The organism is Lentzea waywayandensis, assembly GCF_900115955.1.
Taxonomy (GTDB): Bacteria; Actinomycetota; Actinomycetes; order Mycobacteriales; family Pseudonocardiaceae; genus Lentzea; species Lentzea waywayandensis.
The window spans coordinates 17,073-41,808 of the sequence record NZ_FOYL01000008.1 but is presented as its reverse complement, the minus strand read 5'-3'; the positions used below and the strand labels follow the sequence as shown (position 1 = coordinate 41,808).

The 24,736-nt window shown below is 70.2% G+C and carries 22 protein-coding genes and 1 riboswitch; of the genes, 13 read left to right on the top strand and 9 right to left on the bottom strand.

The window, feature by feature from the left end; translation table 11 throughout:
* The first annotated feature begins 5 nt into the window (after positions 1–5).
* Positions 6–1,349 carry an IucA/IucC family protein gene (locus tag BM417_RS28100; protein WP_093600840.1) on the top strand — a complete coding sequence of 448 codons (1,344 nt, stop codon included), beginning with the start codon at positions 6–8 and terminating at the stop codon, positions 1,347–1,349.
* Here the strand turns inward: BM417_RS28100 and BM417_RS28095 are convergent.
* Both BM417_RS28095 and BM417_RS28090 read right to left on the bottom strand, forming a co-directional pair.
* Entirely contained in the window at positions 1,339–2,352 is a 1,014-nt protein-coding gene (locus BM417_RS28095; RefSeq protein WP_093600838.1) for a hypothetical protein, read from the bottom strand. The two genes, BM417_RS28100 and BM417_RS28095, sit on opposite strands and share 11 nt — an antisense overlap.
* A gap of 72 nt (positions 2,353–2,424) precedes the next feature.
* On the bottom strand, positions 2,425–2,772 hold the full coding sequence (locus BM417_RS28090; protein WP_093600836.1) for a hypothetical protein: 348 nt from the start codon (positions 2,770–2,772) through the stop codon (positions 2,425–2,427).
* Between the two features lie 178 nt (positions 2,773–2,950).
* On the opposite strand from BM417_RS28090, the gene BM417_RS28085 reads away from it, so the two are divergent.
* Genes BM417_RS28085 through BM417_RS28070 form a run of 4 tightly spaced genes read left to right on the top strand, consistent with a single transcriptional unit; the run spans position 2,951 to position 5,962 of the window.
* Positions 2,951–3,481 (top strand): NUDIX domain-containing protein, encoded by a 531-nt coding sequence (locus BM417_RS28085; protein WP_093600834.1) that lies wholly within the window; start codon positions 2,951–2,953, stop codon positions 3,479–3,481.
* Positions 3,481–4,341: a cobalamin-binding protein gene (locus BM417_RS28080; protein WP_093600832.1), complete on the top strand. Its 861-nt coding sequence runs from the start codon at positions 3,481–3,483 to the stop codon at positions 4,339–4,341. Before BM417_RS28085 ends, BM417_RS28080 begins: the two co-directional genes overlap by 1 nt.
* A complete protein-coding gene (locus BM417_RS28075) occupies positions 4,332–5,303 on the top strand; it encodes a D-cysteine desulfhydrase family protein (RefSeq protein WP_093600830.1) in 972 nt (323 codons plus the stop codon). Before BM417_RS28080 ends, BM417_RS28075 begins: the two co-directional genes overlap by 10 nt.
* Before the next feature lie 23 nt (positions 5,304–5,326).
* Entirely contained in the window at positions 5,327–5,962 is a 636-nt protein-coding gene (locus BM417_RS28070) for a GTP pyrophosphokinase (RefSeq protein ID WP_245822210.1), read from the top strand.
* A gap of 15 nt (positions 5,963–5,977) precedes the next feature.
* On the opposite strand, the gene BM417_RS28065 is transcribed toward BM417_RS28070, so the two are convergent.
* Positions 5,978–6,799 (bottom strand): MerR family transcriptional regulator, encoded by an 822-nt coding sequence (locus BM417_RS28065; protein WP_093600828.1) that lies wholly within the window; start codon positions 6,797–6,799, stop codon positions 5,978–5,980.
* A gap of 102 nt (positions 6,800–6,901) precedes the next feature.
* On the opposite strand from BM417_RS28065, the gene BM417_RS28060 reads away from it, so the two are divergent.
* From BM417_RS28060 to BM417_RS28050, 3 genes are all read left to right on the top strand, one after another.
* Positions 6,902–7,825, top strand: a complete 924-nt coding sequence (locus BM417_RS28060; RefSeq protein WP_093600826.1) for an anti-sigma factor RsbA family regulatory protein — start codon at positions 6,902–6,904, stop codon at positions 7,823–7,825.
* Positions 7,826–8,041: 216 nt separating this feature from the next.
* Entirely contained in the window at positions 8,042–8,395 is a 354-nt protein-coding gene (locus tag BM417_RS28055; RefSeq protein ID WP_177320640.1) for a DUF742 domain-containing protein, read from the top strand.
* A gap of 49 nt (positions 8,396–8,444) precedes the next feature.
* Entirely contained in the window at positions 8,445–8,825 is a 381-nt protein-coding gene (locus BM417_RS28050) for a LapA family protein (protein WP_407656175.1), read from the top strand.
* On the opposite strand, the gene BM417_RS28045 is transcribed toward BM417_RS28050, so the two are convergent.
* Positions 8,779–11,403: a helix-turn-helix transcriptional regulator gene (locus tag BM417_RS28045; protein WP_143138827.1), complete on the bottom strand. Its 2,625-nt coding sequence runs from the start codon at positions 11,401–11,403 to the stop codon at positions 8,779–8,781. The two genes, BM417_RS28050 and BM417_RS28045, sit on opposite strands and share 47 nt — an antisense overlap.
* A 281-nt stretch (positions 11,404–11,684) precedes the next feature.
* Here BM417_RS28045 and BM417_RS28040 point away from each other — a divergent pair, with 281 nt between their 5' ends.
* Complete coding sequence (locus BM417_RS28040; RefSeq protein WP_177320639.1) at positions 11,685–14,228, top strand: helix-turn-helix transcriptional regulator; 2,544 nt, start codon at positions 11,685–11,687, stop codon at positions 14,226–14,228.
* A 56-nt stretch (positions 14,229–14,284) separates the two neighbouring features.
* Positions 14,285–14,797 carry an EF-hand domain-containing protein gene (locus tag BM417_RS28035; RefSeq protein ID WP_093601403.1) on the top strand — a complete coding sequence of 171 codons (513 nt, stop codon included), beginning with the start codon at positions 14,285–14,287 and terminating at the stop codon, positions 14,795–14,797.
* Here the strand turns inward: BM417_RS28035 and cobN are convergent, their stop codons facing one another.
* Positions 14,798–18,361: a cobaltochelatase subunit CobN gene (cobN, locus tag BM417_RS28030; protein WP_093600816.1), complete on the bottom strand. Its 3,564-nt coding sequence runs from the start codon at positions 18,359–18,361 to the stop codon at positions 14,798–14,800.
* Positions 18,362–18,365: 4 nt separating this feature from the next.
* Positions 18,366–18,513: riboswitch (adenosylcobalamin (AdoCbl) riboswitch) on the bottom strand.
* 26 nt (positions 18,514–18,539) lie between these two features.
* Between cobN and BM417_RS28025 the strand changes: the two genes are divergently transcribed.
* Genes BM417_RS28025 through BM417_RS28015 form a run of 3 tightly spaced genes read left to right on the top strand, consistent with a single transcriptional unit; the run spans position 18,540 to position 21,678 of the window.
* Positions 18,540–19,613, top strand: coding sequence for a hypothetical protein (locus tag BM417_RS28025; RefSeq protein WP_093600814.1), 1,074 nt, complete (start codon positions 18,540–18,542; stop codon positions 19,611–19,613).
* On the top strand, positions 19,610–20,230 hold the full coding sequence (locus BM417_RS28020) for a precorrin-8X methylmutase (RefSeq protein WP_093600812.1): 621 nt from the start codon (positions 19,610–19,612) through the stop codon (positions 20,228–20,230). Before BM417_RS28025 ends, BM417_RS28020 begins: the two co-directional genes overlap by 4 nt.
* Positions 20,227–21,678, top strand: a complete 1,452-nt coding sequence (locus tag BM417_RS28015; RefSeq protein ID WP_093600810.1) for a precorrin-2 C(20)-methyltransferase — start codon at positions 20,227–20,229, stop codon at positions 21,676–21,678. The genes BM417_RS28020 and BM417_RS28015 overlap by 4 nt, the downstream gene beginning before the upstream one ends.
* Here BM417_RS28015 and BM417_RS28010 read toward each other — a convergent pair.
* Genes BM417_RS28010 through BM417_RS27995 form a run of 4 tightly spaced genes read right to left on the bottom strand, consistent with a single transcriptional unit; the run spans position 21,650 to position 24,690 of the window.
* Positions 21,650–22,441, bottom strand: coding sequence for a cobalt-precorrin-6A reductase (locus tag BM417_RS28010; RefSeq protein WP_093600808.1), 792 nt, complete (start codon positions 22,439–22,441; stop codon positions 21,650–21,652). The genes BM417_RS28015 and BM417_RS28010 overlap by 29 nt on opposite strands.
* Positions 22,438–23,178, bottom strand: a complete 741-nt coding sequence (gene cobM / locus BM417_RS28005) for a precorrin-4 C(11)-methyltransferase (protein WP_093600806.1) — start codon at positions 23,176–23,178, stop codon at positions 22,438–22,440. The genes BM417_RS28010 and cobM overlap by 4 nt, the downstream gene beginning before the upstream one ends.
* The gene (cbiE, locus tag BM417_RS28000; RefSeq protein WP_093600804.1) at positions 23,175–24,329 is read right to left on the bottom strand and encodes a precorrin-6y C5,15-methyltransferase (decarboxylating) subunit CbiE; all 1,155 of its coding nucleotides are present in this window, start codon (positions 24,327–24,329) and stop codon (positions 23,175–23,177) included. Before cbiE ends, cobM begins: the two co-directional genes overlap by 4 nt.
* Positions 24,310–24,690 carry a PPOX class F420-dependent oxidoreductase gene (locus BM417_RS27995; RefSeq protein ID WP_177320638.1) on the bottom strand — a complete coding sequence of 127 codons (381 nt, stop codon included), beginning with the start codon at positions 24,688–24,690 and terminating at the stop codon, positions 24,310–24,312. The genes cbiE and BM417_RS27995 overlap by 20 nt, the downstream gene beginning before the upstream one ends.
* Positions 24,691–24,736 lie beyond the last annotated feature (46 nt).

Below are 24,736 nucleotides of genomic sequence, written 5' to 3'. Positions count from 1 at the left end.
TCGCGATGTGTCAGGATCAGATCATTCTGACGCAGACACCGGTCGAGTCCGACTTCGCCGCAGCGCTGGACGAAACACGCGCCGAGAGGTTCATCGCGGCGCTGCCGGGAGCCCGTGCGGCGATCCTCGCGCGCCTGCGCCGGGCCTTCGCGATCGAGCCGTTGCCGCAGGTCAGCGTTGATCCGGCCGAGTACGTCCACCCGGTCGGCCTCCTCACCGCACTGCGCTGGCCCGGCTCTGAGAGCCTGATCACGGAGGTCGCCCACAGCGTCGCCGGACTGGCTCTGTCCCGCACAACGAGCCCGCTCACGACTCCGTTCCTGAGCAGGTCGCTGGAGGAGCACGAGCAGAGCGTCGTCGACGGCCATCCGCTGCACCCGTGCTGCCGCAACCGCACCGGGTTCACCGCCCAGGACCACCTCGCGTACGGCCCCGAGCACCGCCCGATCGTGGCACTGCGGCTGCACTCCGCGCCGAGTCACGTGGTGTTCGGCGACTGGCCGGACGAGCTTCGCGACGGCGAGCGGATCCTCCTCCCGGTGCACCCGTGGCAGGCGGACCGGTTGAAGGTCCCCACCGAGGGCGCTCTGGACGCGAGCCCGCTGATGGCGCTGCGCACCCTCTCGACCGGTTCCTGGCACGTCAAGACGACGCTGAGCGCCCAGATCACGTCGGCCGTGCGGGACATCTCCGGCGGCTCGATCGCGACCGCGACGACGGTCTCCGACTTCCTGAGTTCCGCGGTGGAGGGCATCGAACTGCAGCAGAACCGGGCTTCGGCCGCCGTGCTGACCGACGGCGAACCGGACCGCCGGCTGGGCGTGATCCTGCGCGACAAACCCGTGCCACACGAGGGCGAGACCCTGCTGCCGCTGGCCGCGCTGAGCACCTGGCGGATCCCTGACCCGATCGAGTGGCTCGCGGAGTTCGCCGAACTGACCGTGCCGCCGCTGATGACGCTGCTGGCGCGCGGCGTGGCGCTGGAGGCGCACGAGCAGAACCTGCTGGTGGGCCTGGTGAACGGCAGGCCGCGCCGGGTGATCTACCGCGACCTGGCCGACATCCGCGTCAGCCCGCGCGCCGGCCTGCCGACCAGACTGCACGCGGGCCCGGAAGCCTTGCGCGCCAAGACGTTCGCGACGTTCTTCGCGACCGCGCTGACCGGGTTGGTCGGAGCCCTCGACGCCCCGGACGCCGACCTGTGGGACGTGGTGGCGAAGGCCGTCCCGGACACGCCGGACCGCCACGCGTTGTTGCACGACCCGTGGCCGGCCAAACCGCTCACGTTGATGCGGCTCGCCCCGGACACGACGGCCTGGGCCTTCCTGCCGAACCCGTTCAGGCCTTGAGCAACTCCGCACGGTGCTGCCACGCCAGCGACAACAACGCGGCACCGGCCGCCTGCGTCGGTTCGTGGTGAACGAAGCGCTCGACGTTCTCGGCGGTGAACGGCAGCCCACGCAGAACCTCGCCCTCTTCGTTGTGCGACACCAGATCGCCGAACAACTCGTCGAACTCCCCCGCCTCGATCACCGCGACCGTCAGCACGTCGGTGGCGAACGTCAGCGGGTCCACCCCCATACCGAGGTAGAACACCCGAGCCGCCGCCGTCAGCCGCCGCGCGAACGGCCAGGCCGCGTAGTCCACCGAGTGGATCTCCTCAGCGCCCAGCATCTCCTCGGCGAACTCGCGGATCATGCAGTGCCACAACGAGAAGTCGGCCTCGGTCGAGCCCTGGAACACACCGACCGGCAGCACCTGGAACATGCCGCCCGCATGTCCTACGCGCTTCGGGTCACGCCAGTGCAGGAAGAACGTCGCCTCTCCGGACGCCGAGTCGTGCCGCAGCGTGAGAGTGCTGATCGCGACGTTGATCGGACGGCGCCGGGGATCGCACGGATCACCGACCTCCGAACGCGAAGGCAGCGAGCCGATCCGGCCCAGCTCGCGCGCCGCGTACTCGTGGGCGCAGGCCTCGCCGACGTCGATGCCGTCGAAGTAGGTGCCGAGGCCGAACGTCAGGTGCCGGCCGGAGAAGTCGAGCAACCGGTAGGTCTCGCGGTTCTGGAACACCGCAGGCGCCGCGAGCGCGGCCATCGCCGCCGAGTAGCTGCCGAAGCCGTCCGGCAGCTGGGAGGCCGGCACCTCGGGCAGTTCGGCGGATGCCCCGAGTTCCAGTGAGAGATCGGCCAGCGGGATCGGCGCGGCCGCCATCCAGTCCGGCGACGTGAGCAGCGGCGTCCCGGCGACCCTGGGCACGTCCGGGTACTCCGAGACCGCCTTCAGGGCCAGCGCGTGGCGGTGTTCGAGCAGATGGGCGCGCACTTCGAGCCACTCGGCAGAGGTCGGCATGATGCCATTCTGGTCGGCGAAACGGCGAAATGACCGGGCCACCCGTGGCCCGGCCTCCTCACCGTGCAGCGGTCAGGCCCTCCAGCGCCGGGACGCGTGGACGACTTCGCCGACCGCGCGTGCCAGGCTTCCGTCGGCGTCGACGTGGCTCTCGTACTGCGCCGGAAGCGGCTGGGCCACCTCGGGCGGCGCCTCGTACGAGTCGCTGTCTTCCCAACGCAGCCTGCGCGCCGTCTTCACGAACACGACTGCCGCGACCAGCAGCAACATCCCGAGCACGGCCGGCCACCAGACCGATTCCGCGACCGCGATGGCGAACTGGACCTGGGCCACCACGACGAACACGACGGTCAGTCCGACCACCGACCACGGGGCCGAACTGCTCTCGTGTCTGCGCTTGGCGGCACCGGTTGCCCCCATTGGCGTCACCTCCACCGATGTTGCCGTGGACATCGGCGATTGATCGCACGGAGTTACAGGCCCAAGCGTACTCCTCGGTCGTTTGGTTGCAGACCGTCATCTTCCGGGCATCCGCGGACCGGCGCGAAACCGCTGCACAGCACGTGCGTGATTCACCCGGTGGTGTGATCATCAGCTCGTGTCCGCACTGCACGCGGGGGATCCCGCCTCATTCGCCGCCGATGTTCTCGACGAGGGTCCGGCCGAGCTGGAATACGTGCCAGGAGTGGCGTCCAGGCGCCCCACCAAGACGTGCGCGGGCGGCGCGCTGATCCGCGATTCCACCGGACGCGTGCTGTTCGTCGTGCCGACGTACAAGGCGGTGCTGGACATCCCCGGCGGCATGACCGAGGAGGACGAGTCCCCGAAGGCGGCGGCGCTGCGGGAGATCCGCGAGGAGCTCGGTCTGTCGCTGACGCTCGGGCCGTTGCTGGTGGTGGACTGGACGCCGCGCAACGGGGTCTGGCGCGACTGCCACCAGTTCGTGTTCGACGGCGGCGTCGTGGACGACGCGGTGGCCTGCGATCCCGAGCTGGAGGGCGTGTCGTACCTGACGCTGGACGAGGCACGGCACCGCATCTACCCGTCACTGCACCGGCGGCTCACCCTTGCTCTGGCCGCTCTTGAGAGCGGTTCCACCCGGTACGCCGAGTTCGGCCGGGAGGTCTGATGCGGATCGTCTCGCTGCTGCCCGCGGCCACCGACGTAATCGCCGAACTGGGACTCGTCGAGCACTTGGTAGGACGCACCCACGAGTGCGACTGGCCGGCCGAGGTCGAGGGCGTCCCGGTCGTCACGAGCACCGGGATCGACCAGAACACCCTGAGCAGCAGGGAGATCAACTCGACCGTCCACCACGGGTCGTCGCTGTACGGACTCGACGCGGACCTCCTGAACGACCTCGAGCCGGACGTGATCCTCACCCAGGACCTCTGCGACGTCTGCGCGATCTCGTACCGCAAGGTCACCGACACGGTCCGGATGATGGACGTGGGCCCGAAAGTGCTCAGCCTCGAACCCTCCACATTGGACGAAGTGCTGGACTGCCTGAGGACCGTGGGCGACGTCCTCGGCGTCGACAGCACGGACAAGATCGCCGCGCTGCGACACCGCATCGAGAACATCGAGCAGCAGACCAGGAACCTCGCCCACCCGCGAGTGGCCGCGATCGAATGGCTCGACCCGGTCTGGCCCGCCGGCCACTGGGTTCCGGAGCAGATCGCGGCAGCAGGCGGCATCCCGCTGATCGCAGGGAAGGGCGAGCACACCAGGCCGATCACCTGGCAGACCGTCCACGACGCCAAGCCGAACATCGCCCTCCTGATGCCCTGCGGCTTCCCGGTCGAACGGACGCTCCAGGAACTCCCGGACCAGCCGCTGCCGGAGACGTGGGTCCTGGATGGACCGTCGTACTTCAACCGGCCGGGCCCGCGCGTGGTGCGCGGAATCGAGGTCCTCGCCCACGTCCTGCACGGGATCGGAGAAACACCTTCCCAGCACGAGGCCCGTAAACTCGAACCATGGATCTGAGCGCGTTCCCCCGAGTCTCCCTGGGCAGCTGGCCGACCCCGCTGGAGGACGCCCCGAGGCTCGCGACCGAGCTCGGCGGCCCGCCGGTCCTGATCAAGCGCGACGACGTCAACGGCCTCGGCGCCGGCGGCAACAAGCTGCGCAAACTCGAGTTCCTGCTGGGCCAGGCGATCGAGCAGGGCGCGGATACGATCATCACGTTCGGCGCGCTGCAGACCAACCACGGCAGGCAGACGGCGGCGGCGTGCGCGAAGCTCGGCCTCAGGTGCGAGCTCGTGCTCACGGCCAAGGTGCCCATGAAGGGCGACGCGTACGAGAGGTCCGGCAACGTCGTCCTCGACCACATGTTCGGGGCGAACGTGCACGTCTGCGCGGACGCCGACGAGACCGTCAGGGCGTACGAGAAGATCAACCACGACAAGGCCGTCACGCTGCCCGTGGGCGGTTCGAACGGGCTGGGCGCGCTCGGCTACGTCGCGGCGGCCGTGGAGCTCGTGGGGCAGCTCAACGAGCGCGGCATCGACAACGCCACCATCGTCGTGCCGGACGGCAGCGGCGCCACGGCGGCGGGGGTCGCGCTCGGCACCGAACTGCTCGGCTGGCCCGGCGCCGTCCACGCCGTGAGCGTGTCGCACACCGCTCAGGACGCCGAGCAGGAGCTCCGCACCCTCGCCACCGACGCCGCCACCCTCCTCGGGCAGCCGGCCCCGAGGCTCGGCCACGTCACCGTCACCGACGACACCATCGGGCCTGGTTACGGCGTGCCGACGCCGGAGATGTGGAGCGTGCTGAAGCTGTTCGCGCGGACCGAGGGCGTGATCCTCGACCCGGTCTACACCGGCAAGGCCGCGGTGAAGTTCCGCGAGATCGCCCCGCACAGCGACGTGCCCGTCGTGTTCCTCCACACGGGTGGTCTTCCCGGCTTCTACGGGTACGCCCCCGAGGCCGTCGCCCAGTTCTGATCCGGAGTGATCAGTACTCTGGTGTGGTGACCGACCTGGCCGACGACCTGAGCCTGCTGCGCGACCTCGAACGACGTTTGCTCGTCTACAAGTTCGCGATCGAGGAGCTCATGACGAAGCTCCGCATCCTCAGCGAGGAGTTCGACTCGGTCCACCAGCACGACCCGATCGAACACATCACCAACCGCGTGAAGAAGCCGGAAGGCATCCTGGAGAAGCTGCGGCGCAAGGGCTTCCCGCTCGACCTCGACGCGATCGGCGACTGGCTCGACGACATCGCGGGCGTGCGGGTGGTCTGCCCGTTCGTCTCGGACGTCTACCGGGTCAAGGCGATGCTCGCGCGCCAGCACGACGTGGAGATCCTGCGCACCAAGGACTACATCGCCACGCCGAAGCCGAACGGCTACCGCAGCCTGCACCTGATCGTGCGGATCCCGGTGTTCCTGTCGGACCGGGTCGAGCACGTGAAGGTCGAGGTGCAGCTGCGGACCATCGCGATGGACTTCTGGGCCACGCTGGAGCACAAGCTGTTCTACAAGTACGACGACAGCCCGCCCGCGGACTTCGTGGGCGAGCTGATGTCGACGGCGATGATCGCGGCGCAGCTGGACGACCGGATGGAGTCGCTGCATCGGCGCATCCACCAGGACGATCGCTGAGCCGCGATCGCCGTCCTACGGCTTGCTGATCTCCAGCTGGATCTCCGTGACCCAGTCGGCGGGGTCGCCCTCGCCGTAGTTCAGGTACACCTCGCGGGCGAACCCGTTCTGCTTGTACCCGTTCGCCTCGATCCACGCCGCCACGGCCTGGTAGGTCGCGTCGACGTCGTCCATGGTGCCGCGATGCACGACGGTCGCCGCCTCGGCCAGCGCGGGCAGGTCGACGACCTCGAACTCGTAGGCCGGCGACGACTCGACGGCCACGGTCACACCGGCGTGCACGACGACCTGGTCGCCCTCGGCGGGCTCGTAGGTGGCGATCCCGTAGCCGGACGGCGCGACCCCCGCGCGGCCCAGTCGTTCGAGGAGCTGCGGGTACAGCGGCTGGATGACCGGGCCGATGTCCTCGGGCTCGTAGGAGGCGGCGGTCGCGGTCAGCCGGGCGACCCGGACGGCGGGAACGGGCTTCACAACGATCTCGTCGATGGGCATGGCGCCTTCTCTTTCGATGGCACGGAGACGTGCCTCGACCCGCCGCAGCCGCGACTCGTCCGCGAGGATCTGCTGCCGCAGCTCGGCGCGCCGCAACGAGAGCATGCCGTGCAACTGCTCGACGGAAAGCTTTTCGTCGAGCACCACACGCACCTGGTCGAGTGTCAGACCGAGGTCCTTCAACGCGACCAGGCGGTTGAGCCGTTGCAGCTGGGCGGCGGTGTAGAAGCGGTAGCCGGTGGCCGGGTCGACGCGGGCGGGCAGGAGCAACCCGACCGCGTCGTAATGGCGCAGCATCCGCACCGACACCCGCCCCAGATGGGCGAAGTCTCCGATGGTGAACATGACTGCTCCTGTGTAGGGGCTGACACGGTGTGAGGGTCAAGAAATGATGGGTTTGAGCAACGCACCGGGTGCGCATCCTGGGACGTTGACGAGAGGTGGCACATGACGTTCGCACATCCGGCGCTGTTCTACTCCGATGAGGACTCCTACATCGACGGGACCGTCCCGTTCGTCATGGAAGGTCTCGCGAGCGCCGAACCGGTCGCCGTGGCGGTGCCCAGCACGAACCTGGAGCTGCTCAAAGAGGCGCTGAGCGGGTTCGCGCACCTCGTGACGTTCATCGACATGGCGGACACCGGCCGCAACCCCGGCCGGATCATCCCCGAGCTCCGCGCGTTCGCCGACCGGCACCGCGGGGCCGTCCGCATCATCAGCGAGCCGGTGTGGGACCTGCGCACCGACGTCGAGTACCCGGCGTGCGCGCTGCACGAGGCGCTGGTCAACTACGCGTTCAGCGGCCGCGACCTGAGCATCCTGTGCCCCTACAGCATCACCACCCTCACCCACGACATCCTGGCCGACGCCGAGAAGACCCACCCGGTCGTCATCGACGCGAGCGGCCACCGTCCCAGCGACCACTTCCACCCCGCACGGGTGGTCGTCGCCGCCCACTCGATGCCGTTGCCCATCCCGTCGGACGCGGCGAGCACGTCCGTCGGCGCCGGGGCGATGGCGGCGGTGCGGGCGTTCGCCCGTGAGCAGGCCGTCAAGCTCGGTCTGGCCCATGATCGGGTCGACGACTTCGCGCTCGCGGTCACCGAGCTCGCGACGAACAGCGTGCGGCACGGCGGGGGCGAGAGCACGGTCCGCGTCTGGGCCGAGCGAAAAAGTATTGTTTGCCAAGTCAACGACAACGGTCACATCACCGATGTTCTGGCCGGCCGCACCCCCGTTCACGCAAACGAACCAGGCGGTCGCGGTCTGTTGCTCGTCAACCGTTTGGCGGACCTCGTGCGCACCCAAACGACGTCGTCGGGCACTGCAATCCAAGTCAGATTCGATCTGGGTGACAAAAAGGCAACGTGATCCACATACATTTGGGCGACTTCGTTATAGCTTGAGCACGTGCACGACGAGGAAGCGACGGAAATCGGTTACACGGGGGCGCGTTTCGGGTCTCCGGCGACCCGTAGACGGCTACGCGCCGACGGAAGTGAAGACTTCAAAGGCGCGGAGACGCAACAACTGCCCCGTCAGCAACCGTTGCGCCAACGCCCACCGGAACCGCCACCGGAGTGGCCTGTGCAAGAAGATGACCCGACCCACGCCCCCGCCAGGGACAGCTCGCTCATCCGTCCCTACGCCCGCACCGGCGGCCGCACGACGGCCCGCCACGACCTGCGTCTGGAGACGCTGCTCTCCACCGACGAGGACCGGCTGTACCGCGCGACCAACGACCAGGCGGCGATGATGCGCCTGTGCCTTCAGCCGCGGTCGGTCGCCGAGATCTCGGCGCTCATGAAGATCCCGCTCGGCGTCACGCGGGTGCTGCTGAGCGACCTGATCACCCTCAACCTGGTCGCGGTGCACGAGCCGAGCGCCCAGCCGAACATCGCGCTGCTCGAACGCGTGCTGTCCGGGTTGCGCAAGCTGTAACCCGTTCGCCAACGCGCGGGACGACGCTCGGGCGCCGATAATGTGGATCGTGGCGAACCCGAGCGACGAGTCCCCGAAAACGCCGGTCACGGAACCGATTCCGGCCGCTCCGGCGCCGGCCGTACCGAAGAAGCTGCGGCCCACCCGGATCAGCGGGACCTGGATCGCCGTGCTGGTGGCGATCGTCGTGCTGATCTTCCTGCTGATCTTCATCCTGCAGAACGGCGGCAACGCGACGATCCACTTCCTGTGGGGCCAGTTCAGCCTTCCCCTGGGGGTGGCGCTGCTGTTCGGCGCGATCGGCGGCGCGTTGCTGGTCGCCGTCGTGGGCGCGGCCCGCATCCTTCAGCTCCGGCGCCAGGCCAAGCGGACCACCGCCACACCTATTGGTCGTCCCGCGACCTCATCACCAGCTCGACGCGAGAGCTGATCTCCAGCTTGCGGAAGATCTTGCGCAGGTGGAAGTTCACCGTGTGCGGCGACATGAACAGCTGCGTGGAGATCTGCCGGTTCGTCTGACCCTTGGCCACCAGGTTGGCGATCGCCCGTTCGGTGTCGTCCAGACTGGACCATCCGGACGCGGGGCGCGCCGGGGCGGCCCTGCGGCGCCTGCCGAGCTTGCGCAACCGGCCCAGGACCCGCGCGCTGTCCCGTGACGCGCCGATCTCCCGGTACAGGCCGAGCGCGCTCTCCAGCGCCTTCACCGACCCCGCCCGGTCCGGCGAGCCGGTCAGCAGCACACCGAGGTCCTCCGCCGCGTTCGCCCGCGCCCACAGGTCGCGGTGCTGCTGCGCGGCCAGTTCCAGCAACTTCGCGTCGGCGTCGAACAGACCGCGCGCGTGCACCGCGGCCGCGGTGACGGCGCTGAACCCGGGGTGTTCCTCGGCGAGCCGTTCCGCGCGGTCCACGACGGCCTTCGCCAGCCGTTCGTCCCCCGCCTCCAGCGCCCGGCGCACGAACCACCCGGCGGCACGGGGTTCCTCCGCGAAGAGCCCCGACGACACCAGGCACGGGTACTCGTCGGTGAGCAGCGCCAGCGCCTTCTCGAGCCCGGAGCCGACGTGGGTGACGAGCACGTCGGCCCACTGGTAGTAGGCGCGGGAGAAGAGGATCCCGTCTGCGGGGACCTGCTCGCGGTAGCGCTCGACGTGTTCGATCGCGGCGGGCAGGTCGCCGGTGTGGATCGCGACCATCGCCAGCACTGCCAGCGCGGGCGCGACGACCGACTCGTGCCCGGTCTCCTCCGCCACGGTCAGCGCGGCACGCGCCTCGACGGAGGCCTCCTCGATCCGCCCTGCCTGCAACAGGATCCGCGCCTGCACGACCGCGGTCATGACCTCCCTGGTCACCACCGCGGACGGCCCGCCGCGCACCCGCCGCACCACGTCGTCGGCCTCGGCGAACTCCCGCAGCCCCGCGAGCAGCGTCGCGAACAGCAACTGCGGGTACGCGCTGAGGTCGTGGGAGGTGCCCGACCGCGCGGCCTCGCGGGCGAGTTCGAGCGCGGCGCCGGGCCGTCCGGTGTCGCGCGCGATCGCCGCGAGCACGGCCAAAGCCGTTGCCAGCACGTCGTCCGGCGAGCCCTGGTGGGTGCGCACGACCTCCTCGGCGAGTTCCTCCGCGCGGCGCCGGTCGTGGCCGAGCAACGCCATCAGCCGGGTGATCTCCACCCACGGCACGAGTTCCGGGGCCAGGCCGGGCTCGCGCAGCAACGCCTCGGAGATCTCCAGCGACTCGGCGTGCCGGGCGCCCAGCAACGTCGTCGTGGCCACGCAGTGCCGGAGTTTGGCGGCGGGTTCCGGGGACACGTGCCGGGACAGGGCTTCCCGCGCGAGCGCCTGCGCGGCGGTGAGCTTGCCGGCGGCGGTGAGCGCACGCACTGCCATGACCGTGCGGTGGACCAGCGAAGCAGACGCTTGGTCGGTCAGTTCGAGCGCGCGCACCGCGAGTTCGGCCGCGGCCTCGGGGGCGTTCCACAGCACGGCTTTCGCCGCCGCGACGAGGCCGCCGATCGACCGGGCGTCGCCGCGCTGGGCGCCGTGCAGCAGGTGCCTCGCGGCGAGGACGGCGGAATCCCCGCGCGCCAGCAGCATCTCTCCGGCCTCGCGGTGCAGCGCGCGCCGCACGGGCAGGGGCACGGAGTCGGCGACCAGCCGCCAGAGCAGTTCGTGACGGAACGCCAGCCGGTCGTCCAGCGACGTCACGACACCCGCGCCGATGACCTCGTCCAGGGCGGGCAACAGGATCGCGGTGCTCGACGCCAGCATCTCCGCGACGTCACCGGGTTCGAAGCGCGGCCCGAGCACCGAGGCGACCTGGAGGAGGTGCCTCGCCTTGCCGCTCAACGCACTCACGCGGTCGCGCAGCAACGCCTCGGTGGCGCGCGGCGAGCGGTCGGTCCTGATCGAGGCGTGCTCGGCGGTGACCGCCACCTGGTCGTCCTGCCGGAGGGCGGCGAAAAGTCCGATCAGCGCGGCGGGATTGCCCTGGGCGAGCGAAGCAAGCGCTTTCAGGTCGTGGTCGGGGATGCCGCCGGTCAGGTCGGTCACGAGGTCCTCGACCACGTTGTCCGCCAACGGCCGCAGCTCGATCCGGGTCGCTCCGCGTTGTGCGGCGGCGGCGAACAGGCGGTCCGCGCCCTCGCCACGGCGGCGGGCGAGCAGCCAGACCACCTTTTCGTGGATGGAGGCGGGTAACAGTGCGCGCAGGGCGGCCAGGGTGCCCGGCTCGGCCAGGTGGAGATCGTCCAGCACGACGAGCGCCGGGCCGTCCGGGCGACGGTCGGCCAGGCGGGCCAACAGGAACGGCTGATCGAGCTCGTCCCGCGCGGTGGCCACCTCGAACCCGCGGCCGGCGGCGACGGCGGCGATCTCGTCCAGCAACCGCGTCTTCCCGGTGCCCGCGGCCCCCTCGATCAGCACCACACCGGTGCCCGCGTTCAGCACACCGCTCAGGAGCTCCCGTTCTCCCTCACGGCCGCGAAACACCCCGTCCCGATTCCCCGACACCCATTTTTCCTTTCGCTCCGCGGCGGCGGAGAACACTCGCTGCATTACCACAACGACCCGCACCACGACCAGCCCCGAAGCGCCTCTCCTAGGCCGTTGGGATGAGCGGGTGAGGCCGCCGCCACGCTGCCGCTACCCATTCGAGTAGTTGCCCGCGGGATCATACGTGCAGCTCTCCTGTTGAGACGCCCTTAGCGCAGGAACCTTTACCTGGGCAAGTGGAGCGCTTTCTCCTAACATCAATTCCGCTGATACTTTCAGCGGCGGATTGTGGAGAGATCTTGGAAAACCGGCTGAAAGTGTGGTGCGCCGGAATCAGCGATCAGGTGGTGCCGGGCACGACCACGGTGGTGGAAGGCGCACCCGGCACGGGCAAGACGGCGGCGCTGGACGACCTCGCCGCGCGCTGGCAGGGGCAGGTCGTGCGGGCTCGTGGCAGTGCGCTGGAGGGCGACCTGCCGTTCGGGATCGTGGCACAGCTCTTCGACCTGATCGACCCTGATCTCGTGCCCGCAGAGGCGACGAACGCGTTGCGGCTCACAGCGGTCGCCGCCGATTTTCCCGTGCTGCACGGCGTCTACCGGCTGGCCGCCGGGCTGGCCGCGCGCGGTGACCTGCTCATCGTCGTGGACGACGCGCACTGGGCCGATGCCGCTTCCCTGCGCTGGCTCGCCTATCTGACGTTGCGGGTGCAGCGGTTGCCGATCGCTCTCGTGCTGGCCGTGGGTGTGGGCGAGCGGTGCGACGATCCCTCTTATGGCGAGATCATGGCTGCGTGCCAACGGGTCACGCTGGACAACCTGACTCCGGCCGAGATCGGTGTGCTGGTCACGTCGGCGCTGGGTGAGGCGGCGCCCGAGTTCGTGACCGCCTGTGTGGAGGCGACCGGCGGGAACCCGCTGACCGTGACGCGGCTGCTGAAGGCGTTGGCGGAGGACCGGGTGCCGCCGACCGCCGAGGCCGCGTGGCGGGTCGCGCAGCGCGGTGCGGAGGTGGCCGGCGAGATCATGGCGGCTCGGCTGCGCCGCCGTCCGGCCTCCGTGGTGGCCACGGCGCATTGCCTGGCGGCTCTGGGTTCCTCGCCGCATCCCGGCGTGCTGGCCGAGCTGACGCGGCTCAGCCCCGTCGAGTTGGCCGAAGCGATGCGGACGGTCGAGTTGCTCGGTGTGGCCGGGCCCGCGGTTCTCGACGACATGCCGGCCGGTGCGCGGGCCGCGTTGCACCTTCGGGCCGCACGGTCGTTGCGCACGCACGGCGCATCAGACCGGGCGGTCGCCGATCATCTGCTGGAGACCTCGCCCGGCCTGGAACCGTGGGCCGGCGAGGTGCTCGACCGGGCCGCGCAGGAGGCGGTGAACCAGGGCGACACGTCCGGTGCCGCGCGGTTGCTGTGGCGGGCGTTGCGCGAACCGGTGGCGAACCCGTCGCGGGCGTTGCGGCTGCTGGGAATCGCCGAGCTGGTCGGCGACCTGCCCGGCGCGACGGCCCGGCTGCGCGAGGCGTTCCAGTCCGATGTGGACGACGTGGAGTCCGCGGTGGCCCTGTCCTACGCTCTGCACGCCGAGGGGAACCCCGCCGAGATCCCGGTGGTTCTGGGCGGTTCTCCACTGGCCCAGGCACATCTGGCCGTGCACGGGCTGGTGTGGCAGGAGGCCGTGCCGTCGTCGGTGTCGCTCGACACGCCGGCCGGGGTGCTGCACCACGTGATGGTCGGGGACATCAGCGCGGTCGAAGCGGTTCCGCTCGTGTCGGCCTCGGGCGTGCTGTCGTCGCTGGCGTCCGCGATGACGCTGAACCTGGCCGACTCGCTGGACGAGGCGCTGGCCGTGCTGGACGAGGTCGACCGCGCGCAGGCTCCGGCGTTGCGGGCGCTGACGAACGTGATGCGCGCGAACGTCCAGCGCCGCAAGGGAGATCTCGTCTCCGCCCGCGCCGACCTGGAGGTCGCGGCCGATCATCTGCGCCAGGACCGGCGCTGGCACGCGGTGTCGACGTGGCACGCCGCGTTGCTCGCCGACATCCTGCTCGAAGAGGGCCGCCTGGACGAGGCAGCCGAGGTCATCGCCGAGGCCTCGACGGACGCGGCGCGGCGCGTCTGGTCGTACGGCGGCGTGCTGACCGTGCGCGGACGGATGCTGACCGCGCGAGGCGACGATCACGAGGCCCTGGAAGCGTTTCTGGCCGCCGGACGGCACTGCGCGGCGTGGCCGTACCGCAATCCGGCGGCGCTGGCGTGGCGTTCCGGCGCGGCCCTGGCGAGCGCGGCGACGGGCGACGGCGAACGGGCCCGCGAACTGGCCATGGAAGAGGTCACGCTGGCACGCGACTGGGGCGCGCCCAGGGCGTTGGGCATGGCGTTGCGCGCGGCCGGCCGGGTCACGGCGGGTGCGGCCGGGCGGACGTTGCTGGAAGAGGCCGTGCGGGTGCTGCGCGGCTCTCCCGCCCGCTTGGAGCTGGCGCGCGCGTTGGTCGACCTCGGCGTCGTGGTGCGGCGGCAGGGCGACACGGCTTTCGCGCGCACGTGCCTGCGTGACGCGATGGACCTGGCGCAGAAGTGCGGATCCTCGGCGATGGCCGCGCGGGCCTACTCCGAACTGGTGGCGACGAGCGCCGGACCTCGGCGGATGCGCCAGACCGGGCCGACCGCGCTCACCCCGACGGAGCACCAGGTGGCGGAACTGGCGGCCCGCGGCCGTTCGGATGACGAGATCGCGTCCACGCTGCTCATGCCCGTCGGCGGCGTTCAGGGCGTGCTCTCGGGGATCTACCGGAAGCTCGGAGTGTCCGGCCGTTTGCAGCTGGCTGATGCTCTGTTCGTGGACTAGTTCGGACCCGTTCGGCCGATGGTTCGGTTGCGCCTTCCGGTCCTATGGTCCTGCGCATGGCGAGCGAATTTCAGCGCAGCAAGGTGCACCTGGTGTTCGGCGCGATGGACGTCACCGGTGACGGCTATCTGACCGCGGAGGACTTCCGGCTCCTCGCCGCGCGCTGGGCGAGCCTGCGCGGCAGCGACGAGAAGCTGCTGTCCCAGGTGATGCTCGGCTGGTGGACGACCCTCCAGTCGGCGGCGGGCGGCGCGGACAGGGTGACGCTGGACGACGTGCTGAACGTCGTGGACGTGTTGCCCGCCAACATCGAGCCGGTGCTCGGCACGGCGGACGCGATGTTCGGTGCCGTGGACGCGGACGGCGACGACTACGTCTCCGAGGACGAGTACCGGGTGATGATCGAGGCTTGGCTCGGCCGCGAAGGCACGACCGACTTCACCGTCCTGGACCTCGACGGTGACGGCAGGCTGTCGCGGGCCGAGTTCGCCACGCTGTGGGCCGAGTTCTGGGCCGGCGACAACGCTGCCGCCGCCGGCTCCTACGTGTTCGGACCTGTCTCGGCCTGATCAGGCTCCGTCTTCCAGGTCGCCTTCCGTTTCGAGATAGGCCGCCCGCAGCGCGTCCAAAGTGGACTCCTCCGGGTGCTCCCACATCTTGCGCTCGGCCGCCTCCAGCAGACGCTCGGCGATGCCGTGCAACGCCCAGGGGTTGCTGGTCTGCAGGAACTTCCGGGTCTCCGGGTCGAGCACGTACGACTCGGTCAGCTTCTCGTACATCCAGTCCGCGACGACGCCGGTCGTGGCGTCGTAGCCGAACAGGTACTCGACCGTCGCCTGGAGTTCGAACGCGCCCTTGTACCCGTGCTGCCGCATCGCCCCGATCCAGCGCGGGTTCACCACGCGGGCACGGAAGATCCGTGAGGTCTCCTCCGTCAACGTCCGCGTGCGGACCGCCTCCGGGCGCGTGCTGTCACCGACGTACGCGGCGGGTGCCCTGCCCGTCAACGCCTTCACCATCGTGACCATGCCGCCGTGGTACTGGAAGTAGTCGTCCGAGTCGGCGATGTCGTGCTCGCGGGTGTCGATGTTCTTGGCCGCCACCGCGATCCGCCGGTACGCCGACTCCATGTCCGCGCGCGCCGCCACCCCGTCCACACCGCGCCCGTACGCGTAGCCGCCCCACACCGCGTAGACCTCGGCGATGTCGGACGAGTCGCGCCAGTTGCGGCTGTCGATCAACGGCAGCACGCCCGCGCCGTACGCGCCCGGCTTGGAACCGAAGACGCGCAACGTGGCCCGGCGCTGGTCGCCGTGCTCTTCCAGGTCCTTGAGCATGTGCGCCCGCACGAAGTTCTGCTCCGCGGGCTCGTCCAGCGCGGCCACCAGCTGCACGGCATCGTCCAACATGGACACGACGTGCGGGAAGGCGTCCCGGAAGAAGCCGGAGATCCGCACCGTGACGTCGATGCGCGGCCTGTCCAGCTCGTCCAGCGCGATGACCTCGAGGCCGGTGACGCGGCGCGACTGGTCGTCCCACACCGGTCGCACGCCCAGCAGCGAGAACACCTCGGCGATGTCGTCACCGGCGGTGCGCATCGCGGACGTGCCCCAGACCGACAGACCGACCGAGGGCGGCCATTCGCCGTCGTTCTCTTCGCGGTAGCGGGCGAGCAGTGAGTCGGCCATGGCCTGGCCGGTCTCCCACGCGAGCCGCGACGGGATGGCCTTCGGGTCGACCGAGTAGAAGTTGCGGCCGGTCGGCAGCACGTTCACCAGGCCGCGCAACGGAGAACCCGACGGGCCGGCCGGGGTGTAGCCGCCGTCCAGCGCGTGCAGGACGTTCGTCATCTCGTCGGTGGTGCGCGCCAGCCTGGGCACGACCTCGACCGCCGCGAACTCCAGGATCTTCTGCACGTCCTCGGACTCGTGCAGAGTCCTGGCCGTGTCCCGGTTCCAGCCCGCGTCCTCCATCGCCTGGACGAGTCCGCGCGCCTCTTCTTCAATCGCGTCAACGTCTTCACGGGTCGTGGTCGTGAGCCCGAGCGCCTCGCGCAGACCGGGCAGCGCGGCCACCTGACCGCCCCACATCTGCCGTGCCTGCAACATGGCGAGCACGAGGTTGACGCGGACGCTGCCGGTCGGTGCCTCGCCGAGGACGTGCAGGCCGTCGCGGATCTGGACGTCCTTGACCTCGCACAGCCAGCCGTCGACGTGCAGGATGAACTCGTCGAACTCCGCGTCGTGCGGCCGGTCGTCCAGTCCCAGGTCGTGGTCGAGCTTGGCGGCCTTGATCAGCGTCCAGATCTGCGCGCGGATCGCCGGTACCTTGGCCGGGTCCATCGCCGAGATGTTCCCGTACTCGTCCAGCAACTGCTCCAGGCGCGCGATGTCGCCGTAGCTGTCGGCGCGAGCCATCGGCGGCACGAGGTGGTCGACCAGCGTGGCGTGCGCCCGCCGCTTGGCCTGCGTGCCCTCACCGGGGTCGTTGACGAGGAACGGGTAGACCAGCGGCAGGTCGCCGAGCGCCGCGTCCGTGCCGCAGGACGCCGACATGCCGACGGTCTTGCCGGGCAACCACTCCAGGTTGCCGTGCTTGCCGACGTGCACGACCGCGTCCGCGCCGAAGTTCGACTCGATCCACCGGTACGCCGCGAGGTAGTGGTGCGACGGCGGCAGGTCCGGATCGTGGTAGATCGCGATCGGGTTCTCGCCGAACCCGCGCGGCGGCTGCACGATCACGACGACGTTGCTGGACCGCAACGCGGCCAGCACGATCTCGCCGTCCTTGGACTTGGAGTGGTCGACGAAGAGCGTGCCCGGCGCCTCGCCCCAGTGCTCCTGCATCGACTCGCGGAAGTCCTCGGGCAGCGTGTCGTAGAACTCCCGGTAGTCCGCGGCCGCGATGCGCACGGGGTTGCTCTCGAACTGCTCCTGCGTCAGCCAGTCCGCGTCCTGGCCACCGGCCGCGATCAACGCGTGGATCAACGCGTCGCCGTCCAGCTCCTGCACGCCCGGCAGCGCGTCACCGATGTCGTAACCGTGCTCCTGCATGGCCTTCAGCAGCCGCACGGTCGACGCCGGCGTGTCCAGGCCGACCGCGTTGCCGATGCGGGAGTGCTTGGTCGGGTACGCCGACAGCATCACCGCGATCTTGCGGTCCCCGACGGGAATGTGCCGCAGCCTGCCGTGCCGCACGGCGATGCCCGCGACGCGCAGCGCCCGTTCCGGGTCGGCGACGTAGACGGTGAGGCCGTCCTCGTCGATCTCCTTGAAGGAGAACGGAACCGTGATGATCCGGCCGTCGAACTCGGGGATCGCGACCTGGGTGGCGGTGTCCAAAGGAGACAGTCCGTCGTCGTTCTCGTCCCACGTCTCACGGCTCGACGTGAGGCACAGGCCCTGCAGGATCGGCACGTCGAGCGCGGCCAGCGCACCGACGTCCCACGCGTCGTCGTCGCCACCCGCCGATGCCTTCGCGGGGTTCGTGCCACCGGCCGCGAGCACCGTCACGACGAGCGCGTCGGCTTGGCGCAGCGTGTCGAGCAGTTCGGGTTCGGCGGTGCGCAGCGAGGAGCAGAAGACCGGCAGGGGCTTGCCGCCCTTGGCCTCGATCGCGTCGCACAGGGCGTGGACGAACGCCGTGTTCCCGGCCACGTGGTGCGCGCGGTAGTAGAGCACCGCGACCGTCGGACCTTCTGGGCTGACCTCACGTTCCAGCACACCCCACGTGGGGGTGGCGACGGGGGCCTCGAAGCCGTGGCCGGTCAGCAGCACGGTGTCCGACAGGAACTTGTGCAGCTCGGTGAGGTTCGCCGGACCGCCGTGCGCGAGGTAGAGGTGCGCCTCGGCACACACGCCACCAGGCACAGTCGACAGCTCCATCAGCGCCGCGTCGGGCTGCTGCTCACCACCGAGGACCACCACCGGCAGGCCGCACGCCAGCAGCCAGTCGAGGCCTTCCTCCCACATCCGGCGCCCACCGAGGATGCGCACGAGGACGAGGTCGACGTCCTGGATCAGCTCGGGCAGGTCGTCGGTCGTGAGTCGCGCGGGGTTGCCGAGCCGGTACTCGGCACCGCTCGCACGCGCCGACAGCAGGTCGGTGTCGGAGGTCGACAGCAACAGGATCACGCAGGCTCCATCCCTCGTGGGGTCCTCGCCCCAAAGTGCGGGTGACAGGCGAAGCGGAGTTCCTGACTCCCAGCGGTGTTCGCTGGTCACAGTGGCGGGACCGCGCCGGATTCACACCGGCTTCCTCCAGCGCTTCGTCGTTCGGGCTCACCCTAACCGGCGGGTTACAGTCCGACCTATGCGTAGTCACCCGGACGCCTGCCCCGGCGCCGTCGAGCTGCACGCCGCGGCCGACGGCGGGCTGGCGCGCATCCGGGTGCCGGGCGGCACTCTTTCCGCTGCTCAGTGGGACGTCGTGCGCCTCGCCTCGCTCGAACTGGGTTCAGGCTCGATCGAGCTGACCTCGCGGGCGAACCTCCAGATCAGGGGCCTGGCGGACGGCGTGGAGCTGGGCGCGCGGCTGGCCGCGGCCGGGCTGCTGCCCTCCGCGTCGCACGAGCGGATCCGCAACATCATCGCGGCGCCGCTGGAGGACAACCAGGCGCTGGTCGACGAGATCGACGCGGCCCTGTGCGCGGACCCGGCGCTGGCCTCGCTGCCAGGGCGTTTCCTGGTGACCGCAGGTGCGTCGGTGAGCGGGCTGGGCGGCGACATCGGCCTGGTCAGCGGCGATGTGGGCCCGGCAGGCAACGATGCGCCCGGCGCCGCCCGCCCAGCCTCCGTCGCGGCCCCCGGCATCCGCTCCGCCACCCCTTCCACCTGGATCCTGCTGCTCGCCGGCCGCGACACCGGCGTCCGCGTCACCGACCCGGTCGACGCCGTCGTCACCGCCGCCCGCCTCTTCCAGCAGCTCCGCGGCACCTCCTGGCGCCTGTCCGAAGTGGACGACGGTGTGCGAAAGATCACCGCTCATTTCGGCGCCACCGAGGCCCCTCGCTTCACCCCGGTTGTGACTCCTGTCGCACCTTCACCTGTGACCCCAGGCGTCCCGCTGGGCCGCCTCGACGCTCACCAACTCCCCGGCGTCCCGCTCCGCCTGACGCCGTGGCGCAGCCTGGTCGTCCCCGCGGGCACCGACACGTCCGGCCTGATCACCGACCCGGCCTCCCCGTGGCACGGCGTCAGCGCCTGCACCGGCCGTCCCGGCTGCGCGAAGTCGCTCTCCGACGTGCGTGCGGACGCGCGCGCCTGGCTCGGAACCCCGCACGACCGCCCCGTTCACTGGTCAGGCTGTGCTCGCCGCTGCGGCCGTCCCGCAGGCGATGTGACCGAGTTCGTCGCGACCGGCGACGGCTACGAGGAGATCCGTTGACGCAGTACATCAGGGACGGGGCGGAGATCTATCGCCAGTCCTTCGCCACCATTCGCGCTGAGTCGGACCTCACCAGGTTCCCCGACGACGTCGCGAAAGTCGTCGTCCGCATGATCCACGCGTGCGGCATGACCGACCTGCCGGACGACGTCGCCTTCTCCCCGAACGTCGTGCGCGACGCCCGGGAAGCGTTGCGAAACGGTGCGCCGATCCTGTGCGACGCCAACATGGTCGCGTCCGGCGTGACTCGCCGCCGCCTGCCGAAGGACAACGAAGTCCTTTGCCACCTGGGAGATCCGCGCACCCCGTCACGAGCGGCGGAGATCGGCAACACGCGCAGTGCCGCCGCCCTGGAGCTGCTCGCGGACCGGTTCGGCGGCGCGGTGATCGCGATCGGCAACGCCCCCACGGCGTTGTTCCACCTCCTCGACCTGATCGCCGCCGGAGCCCCCAGGCCCGCCGCGATCCTGGGCATCCCGGTCGGGTTCATCGGGGCAGCGGAGTCCAAGGAAGCTTTGGCCGCAACGGATCTGGAGCACCTCGTGGTGCGCGGCCGGCGCGGCGGCAGTGCCATGACGGCGGCGGCCATCAACGCGATCGCGAGCGAGGAAGAATGACGGGCAAGCTCTACGGCGTCGGCCTGGGTCCCGGCGACCCGGAACTCGTGACGGTCAAGGCCGCGCGACTCATCAGCGAAGCCGACGTGGTGGCGTTCCACAGCGCCCGGCACGGCAAGTCGGTCGCCAGGACCATTGCGGCGCCGTACTTCCGGGACGGTCAGATCATGGAACAGCTCGTCTACCCGGTCACCACCGAGGACACGGACGACTACCAGGGTGAGATCGACGCCTTCTACGAGGAGGCCGCCGCCAAGCTGGCCGCGCACCTCGACGCCGGACGCGACGTCGTCGTCCTGGCCGCCGGAGACCCGTTCTTCTACGGCTCCTACATGCACATGCACAAACGCCTCGCCGACCGTTACGAGTGGGAAGTGGTCCCTGGCGTCACGTCCGTGAGCGGTGCTTCAGCAGTCCTCGGCACGCCGCTGGTGGAACGTGACGAGGTGCTCACGATCCTGCCGGGCACGCTGCCGCCCGCCGAGCTCGCGACCCGCCTCGCCGACACCGACAGCGCCGCGATCCTCAAGCTGGGCCGCACTTTCGGCAACGTCCGCGACGCCCTCGAAGCGTCCGGCAGGCTCGACGGCGCGTGGTACGTCGAACGCGCCACCACCGGCCGGCAGAAGATGTCGCCGCTGGCCGACGTCGACCCCGAGAGCGTCCCGTACTTCTCGCTGGCCCTGCTGCCGAGCCAGTCCAAGCCCGCCAAGCCGAAGGGCGAGGTCGTGGTCATCGGCCTCGGTCCTGGAGCCCGCGCGTGGCTCACCCCGGAGGCCCGCCAGGAGCTGGAGGCCGCCGACGAACTGGTCGGCTACAGCACCTACCTCGACCGAGTCCCGCAACGCCCCGGCCAGAAGCGGCACTCCTCGCACAACCAGGTCGAGTCCGAACGCGCGGCCTTCGCCCTGGACCTGGCACGTAAGGGCGCACGAGTCGCCGTCGTGTCGTCGGGCGATCCCGGCGTCTTCGCCATGGCCACCGCGGTGCTGGAAGTCGCCGCGGAGACCCAGGACGTGCCGGTGCGCGTCATCCCCGGCGTGACTGCCGCGAACGCCGTGGCGGCCAAGGCGGGCGCACCGCTCGGGCACGACTACGCGGTGATCTCGTTGAGCGACAGGCTCAAGCCGTGGGACGTCATCGCCGAACGGCTCGAAGCCACCGCCAAGGCCGACCTGGTCATCGCGATCTACAACCCGGCGTCCAAGGCCCGCACGCACCAGGTGGCGGACATGCGCGACCTGCTGCTCCAGCACCGTGCCCCGGAGACGCCGATCGTCGTCGGCCGCGATGTCGGCGGACCGGAGGAGGAGATCCGCGTCCTCACGCTGGGCGCCCTCGACGCGGCCACGATCGACATGCGCTGCCTGCTGATCATCGGCTCGTCGCAGACGATCGTGACGCCCCAGGGCGTCGTCTTCACGCCCCGACGGTACCCAACCAGCTGACGGCGGCATCGACGTCGGCCACTGTTTCCGCAGGTGGGAGCGGTGGCCGACGCACGATCACGACCGGCACACCGAGACGGCGTGCGGCTTCGAGCTTGGCCGACGTCATCGAGCCGCCGCTGTCCTTGGTCACCAGGACGTCGATCTCACGAGACCGCATCAGCTCCAGCTCACCGTCCACAGTGAACGGACCGCGCGACAGCAGCACCTCGATCCGTTGCGGCAGGGGAGGTTCCGGCGGCTCGACCATCCGCGCCAGGAACCACTGCGGACACGCGGCGAACTCGGCGAGGTCCTGCCGGCCGGTCGTCAGGAAGACCCGCGTCCCGGGCAGTTCCCGCGCGGCGTCGGCAACGCTGTCGACCCAGCTCCAGCCGGGCTGCGGGGTGAACCCGGGCCGCCGGAGGACGAGGAACGGGACGCCGGTCTGGGAGCAGGCCTCGAAGGCGTTCGCGGTGATCCGCCGGGCGAACGGGTGCGTGGCATCGACCACGGCGTGGACATCGTTGTCGCGCAACCACTGCGCGAGCCCGTCGACTCCGCCGAAGCCGCCGACGCGGATCTCGCCTGCGGGAAGGGCCGGGTTGCTGACGCGGCCGGCCAGGGAGGAGATGACGGGCGGACGCGGGGTGCCGGACCCATCGGCCACCGAGGAGCCAGCCGCCGGAGAAGGCGAGGCCACCGCCCCGTCCGCCGCCGAGGCACCCACCACCCGCCGCGCGAGCTCCCGAGCCTCCCCCGTCCCGCCGAGGATCAGGATCATCGAACGCGCGTGGCCGAGTACAGGTGGCTGTCCGGGAACTGCGTCGCGCCCAGCACGTTCCCCACGATGATCACCGCGGTCCGCTTGATCCCGACGGCCTCGACCTGCGAAGCGATGTCGTCCAACGTCCCGCGCAGCACGACCTCGTCCTCACGCGACGCATAGGCGACGACCGCGACCGGGCAGTCCAGGCCGTAGTTCGGCACCAGCTCCGCGACCACGTCCGAGATCCGCTGCACGGCCAGGTGCAGCACGAGAGTCGCGTGACTGCGACCCAACGTGTCGAGGTCCTCACCGTCCGGCATCGGCGTGGCGCGCTGCGAGGTCCGCGTCAAGATCACCGTCTGCCCGACACCGGGCACGGTCAGCTCACGCTGCAACGACGCCGCCGCGGCCGCGAAAGCAGGCACGCCGGGCGTCACGTCGTAAGCGATCTCCAGCGCGTCCAACCGGCGCATCTGCTCGGCCATCGCGCTGAACACCGAGGGGTCCCCGGAATGCAGCCGGGCCACGTCCAACCCCTGCTCCGAGGCCGCGACCAGCTCGGCGACGATCTCGTCCAGCGTCAGCGAGGCCGTGTCGACCTTGCGTGCCCCAGCAGGACAGAAGTCCAGCAACTCCACGGGCACCAACGCGCCCGCGTACAGACACACCGGTGACGACTCGATCAGCAAACGCCCCCGCACCGTGATCAGGTCGGCCGCACCGGGCCCGGCCCCGATGAAGTGCACAGTCACTTGGTAACGCTCCACGTCGTCACGGGCATGTGCGGCCGCCAGCCGGTGAACTTGCCGACCGACGAGCCGCGGTTCACGGCGATCCGCACCAGGTCGCCGCCGAGCCGCGCGTACCACTGCGCCACCACGGCCTCGGACTCCAGCGTCACGGCGTTCACCACCAAACGACCGCCCGAAGCCAAAGCGTCCCAGCACGCCTGCATCACGCCGGGCACGGTCACGCCACCGCCGATGAAGATCGCGTCGGGCTTCTCCAGCCCCTCCAACGCGTCCGGCGCCCGTCCGATGTGGACCTCCACACCCGGCACGCCCAGAGACGCAGCGTTACCGGCGATTCGCTCTGCGCGTTCGGCCGACTGCTCGATGGCGATAACGCGGCACGTCGGATGCGTGCGCGCCCACTCGATCGCGATGGAACCCGACCCGGCCCCGACGTCCCACAGCAGCTGCCCCGGCAGCGGCGCCAATCTCGACAGCGAAATAGCCCGCACCTCTCGCTTCGTCAGCTGGCCATCGGATTCGTAAGCGTCATCAGGCAGTCCGGGAACCCGCGAGAGAGCGCTCCCGCGGTACTCGATCGCGATCACGCACAACGGGTCCGAGTCCTGCCCGGACCAAGGGTAAACCCGCTCGGCGGACCCACCTAGCTGTTCGAGCACAACGATCTGCCCAGCCACACCCACTACTTCGGCGACGGCAGCCGGGTCACCACCGAGCACGAGCACGCGCCGTCCCGGAGTCAACACGGGCCGTAGCAGGTCGACCGAGCGCGCCACCAACGACACGACCTCGACCTCGTTCAACGCCCACCCGAGCCGTGCACAGGCGAGCGACACCGACGACGGGTGCGGGATGACCGTCACCCGATCACCCAGCAACCGGACCAAAGTGGTGCCGATGCCGTGGAACATCGGGTCACCAGACGCCAGAACACACACCTCGCGGTACTTCTCGAACAGCCCGGGCAACGCCGGCACCAGCGGCGACGGCCAAGCGACCCGCTCGAACTCCCCCGGCACCAGGTCGAGCTGCCGCTGCGACCCCATCAACACCCGCGAGCCGGAAATCGCCTGCTGAGCGGCGGGCGACAGCCCGTCCCACCCGTCGGCCCCGATGCCGATGACAACGACGTCAGACGGTGCCGGTGACACGCTTCACCTGGATCTCGATCACCACGCGCTGCGGGTTGACCCGCGGCTGCTTGTAGCGCAGCGCATACCGCCGCACGGCCTCCTCGACGGATTCCACGTCGTCGCGCACGACCGCCACACCCTCCAAGGTGGACCAACGCCGACCGTCCACCTGGCACACAGCGGCGTACCCGGCCTTGCGCACGTGCTTGACCTTCCACGACGCGCCGGAGGTGATGATCCGCGCGACACCTGCTTCAAGATCGAGCGTGACGCCGACCGGCACCACGTGCGGAGTCCCGTCGGGACGGACGGTGGACAACGTGCACAGGTGCCGTTCAGCCCAGAACTCGGCGAACTCGGCACCCCGGTCGATCGACATGGCCCGCATCATAGGTGGCGGCAGCGATACGGCCCGTCACCAGGAG

What these genes read in the sequence shown, in the direction of transcription:
- BM417_RS28100 (WP_093600840.1), top strand. Translation starts at nt 6, where the DNA reads ATGTGTCAGGATCAGATCATTCTGACGCAGACACCGGTCGAGTCCGAC.
- BM417_RS28015 (WP_093600810.1), top strand. Translation starts at nt 20,227, where the DNA reads ATGACGGGCAAGCTCTACGGCGTCGGCCTGGGTCCCGGCGACCCGGAA.
- BM417_RS28090 (WP_093600836.1), bottom strand. Translation starts at nt 2,772, where the DNA reads ATGGGGGCAACCGGTGCCGCCAAGCGCAGACACGAGAGCAGTTCGGCC.
- BM417_RS28095 (WP_093600838.1), bottom strand. Translation starts at nt 2,352, where the DNA reads ATGCCGACCTCTGCCGAGTGGCTCGAAGTGCGCGCCCATCTGCTCGAA.
- BM417_RS28075 (WP_093600830.1), top strand. Translation starts at nt 4,332, where the DNA reads ATGGATCTGAGCGCGTTCCCCCGAGTCTCCCTGGGCAGCTGGCCGACC.
- BM417_RS28065 (WP_093600828.1), bottom strand. Translation starts at nt 6,799, where the DNA reads ATGTTCACCATCGGAGACTTCGCCCATCTGGGGCGGGTGTCGGTGCGG.
- BM417_RS27995 (WP_177320638.1), bottom strand. Translation starts at nt 24,690, where the DNA reads ATGTCGATCGACCGGGGTGCCGAGTTCGCCGAGTTCTGGGCTGAACGG.
- BM417_RS28035 (WP_093601403.1), top strand. Translation starts at nt 14,285, where the DNA reads ATGGCGAGCGAATTTCAGCGCAGCAAGGTGCACCTGGTGTTCGGCGCG.
- BM417_RS28060 (WP_093600826.1), top strand. Translation starts at nt 6,902, where the DNA reads ATGACGTTCGCACATCCGGCGCTGTTCTACTCCGATGAGGACTCCTAC.
- BM417_RS28010 (WP_093600808.1), bottom strand. Translation starts at nt 22,441, where the DNA reads ATGATCCTGATCCTCGGCGGGACGGGGGAGGCTCGGGAGCTCGCGCGG.
- BM417_RS28080 (WP_093600832.1), top strand. Translation starts at nt 3,481, where the DNA reads ATGCGGATCGTCTCGCTGCTGCCCGCGGCCACCGACGTAATCGCCGAA.
- BM417_RS28025 (WP_093600814.1), top strand. Translation starts at nt 18,540, where the DNA reads ATGCGTAGTCACCCGGACGCCTGCCCCGGCGCCGTCGAGCTGCACGCC.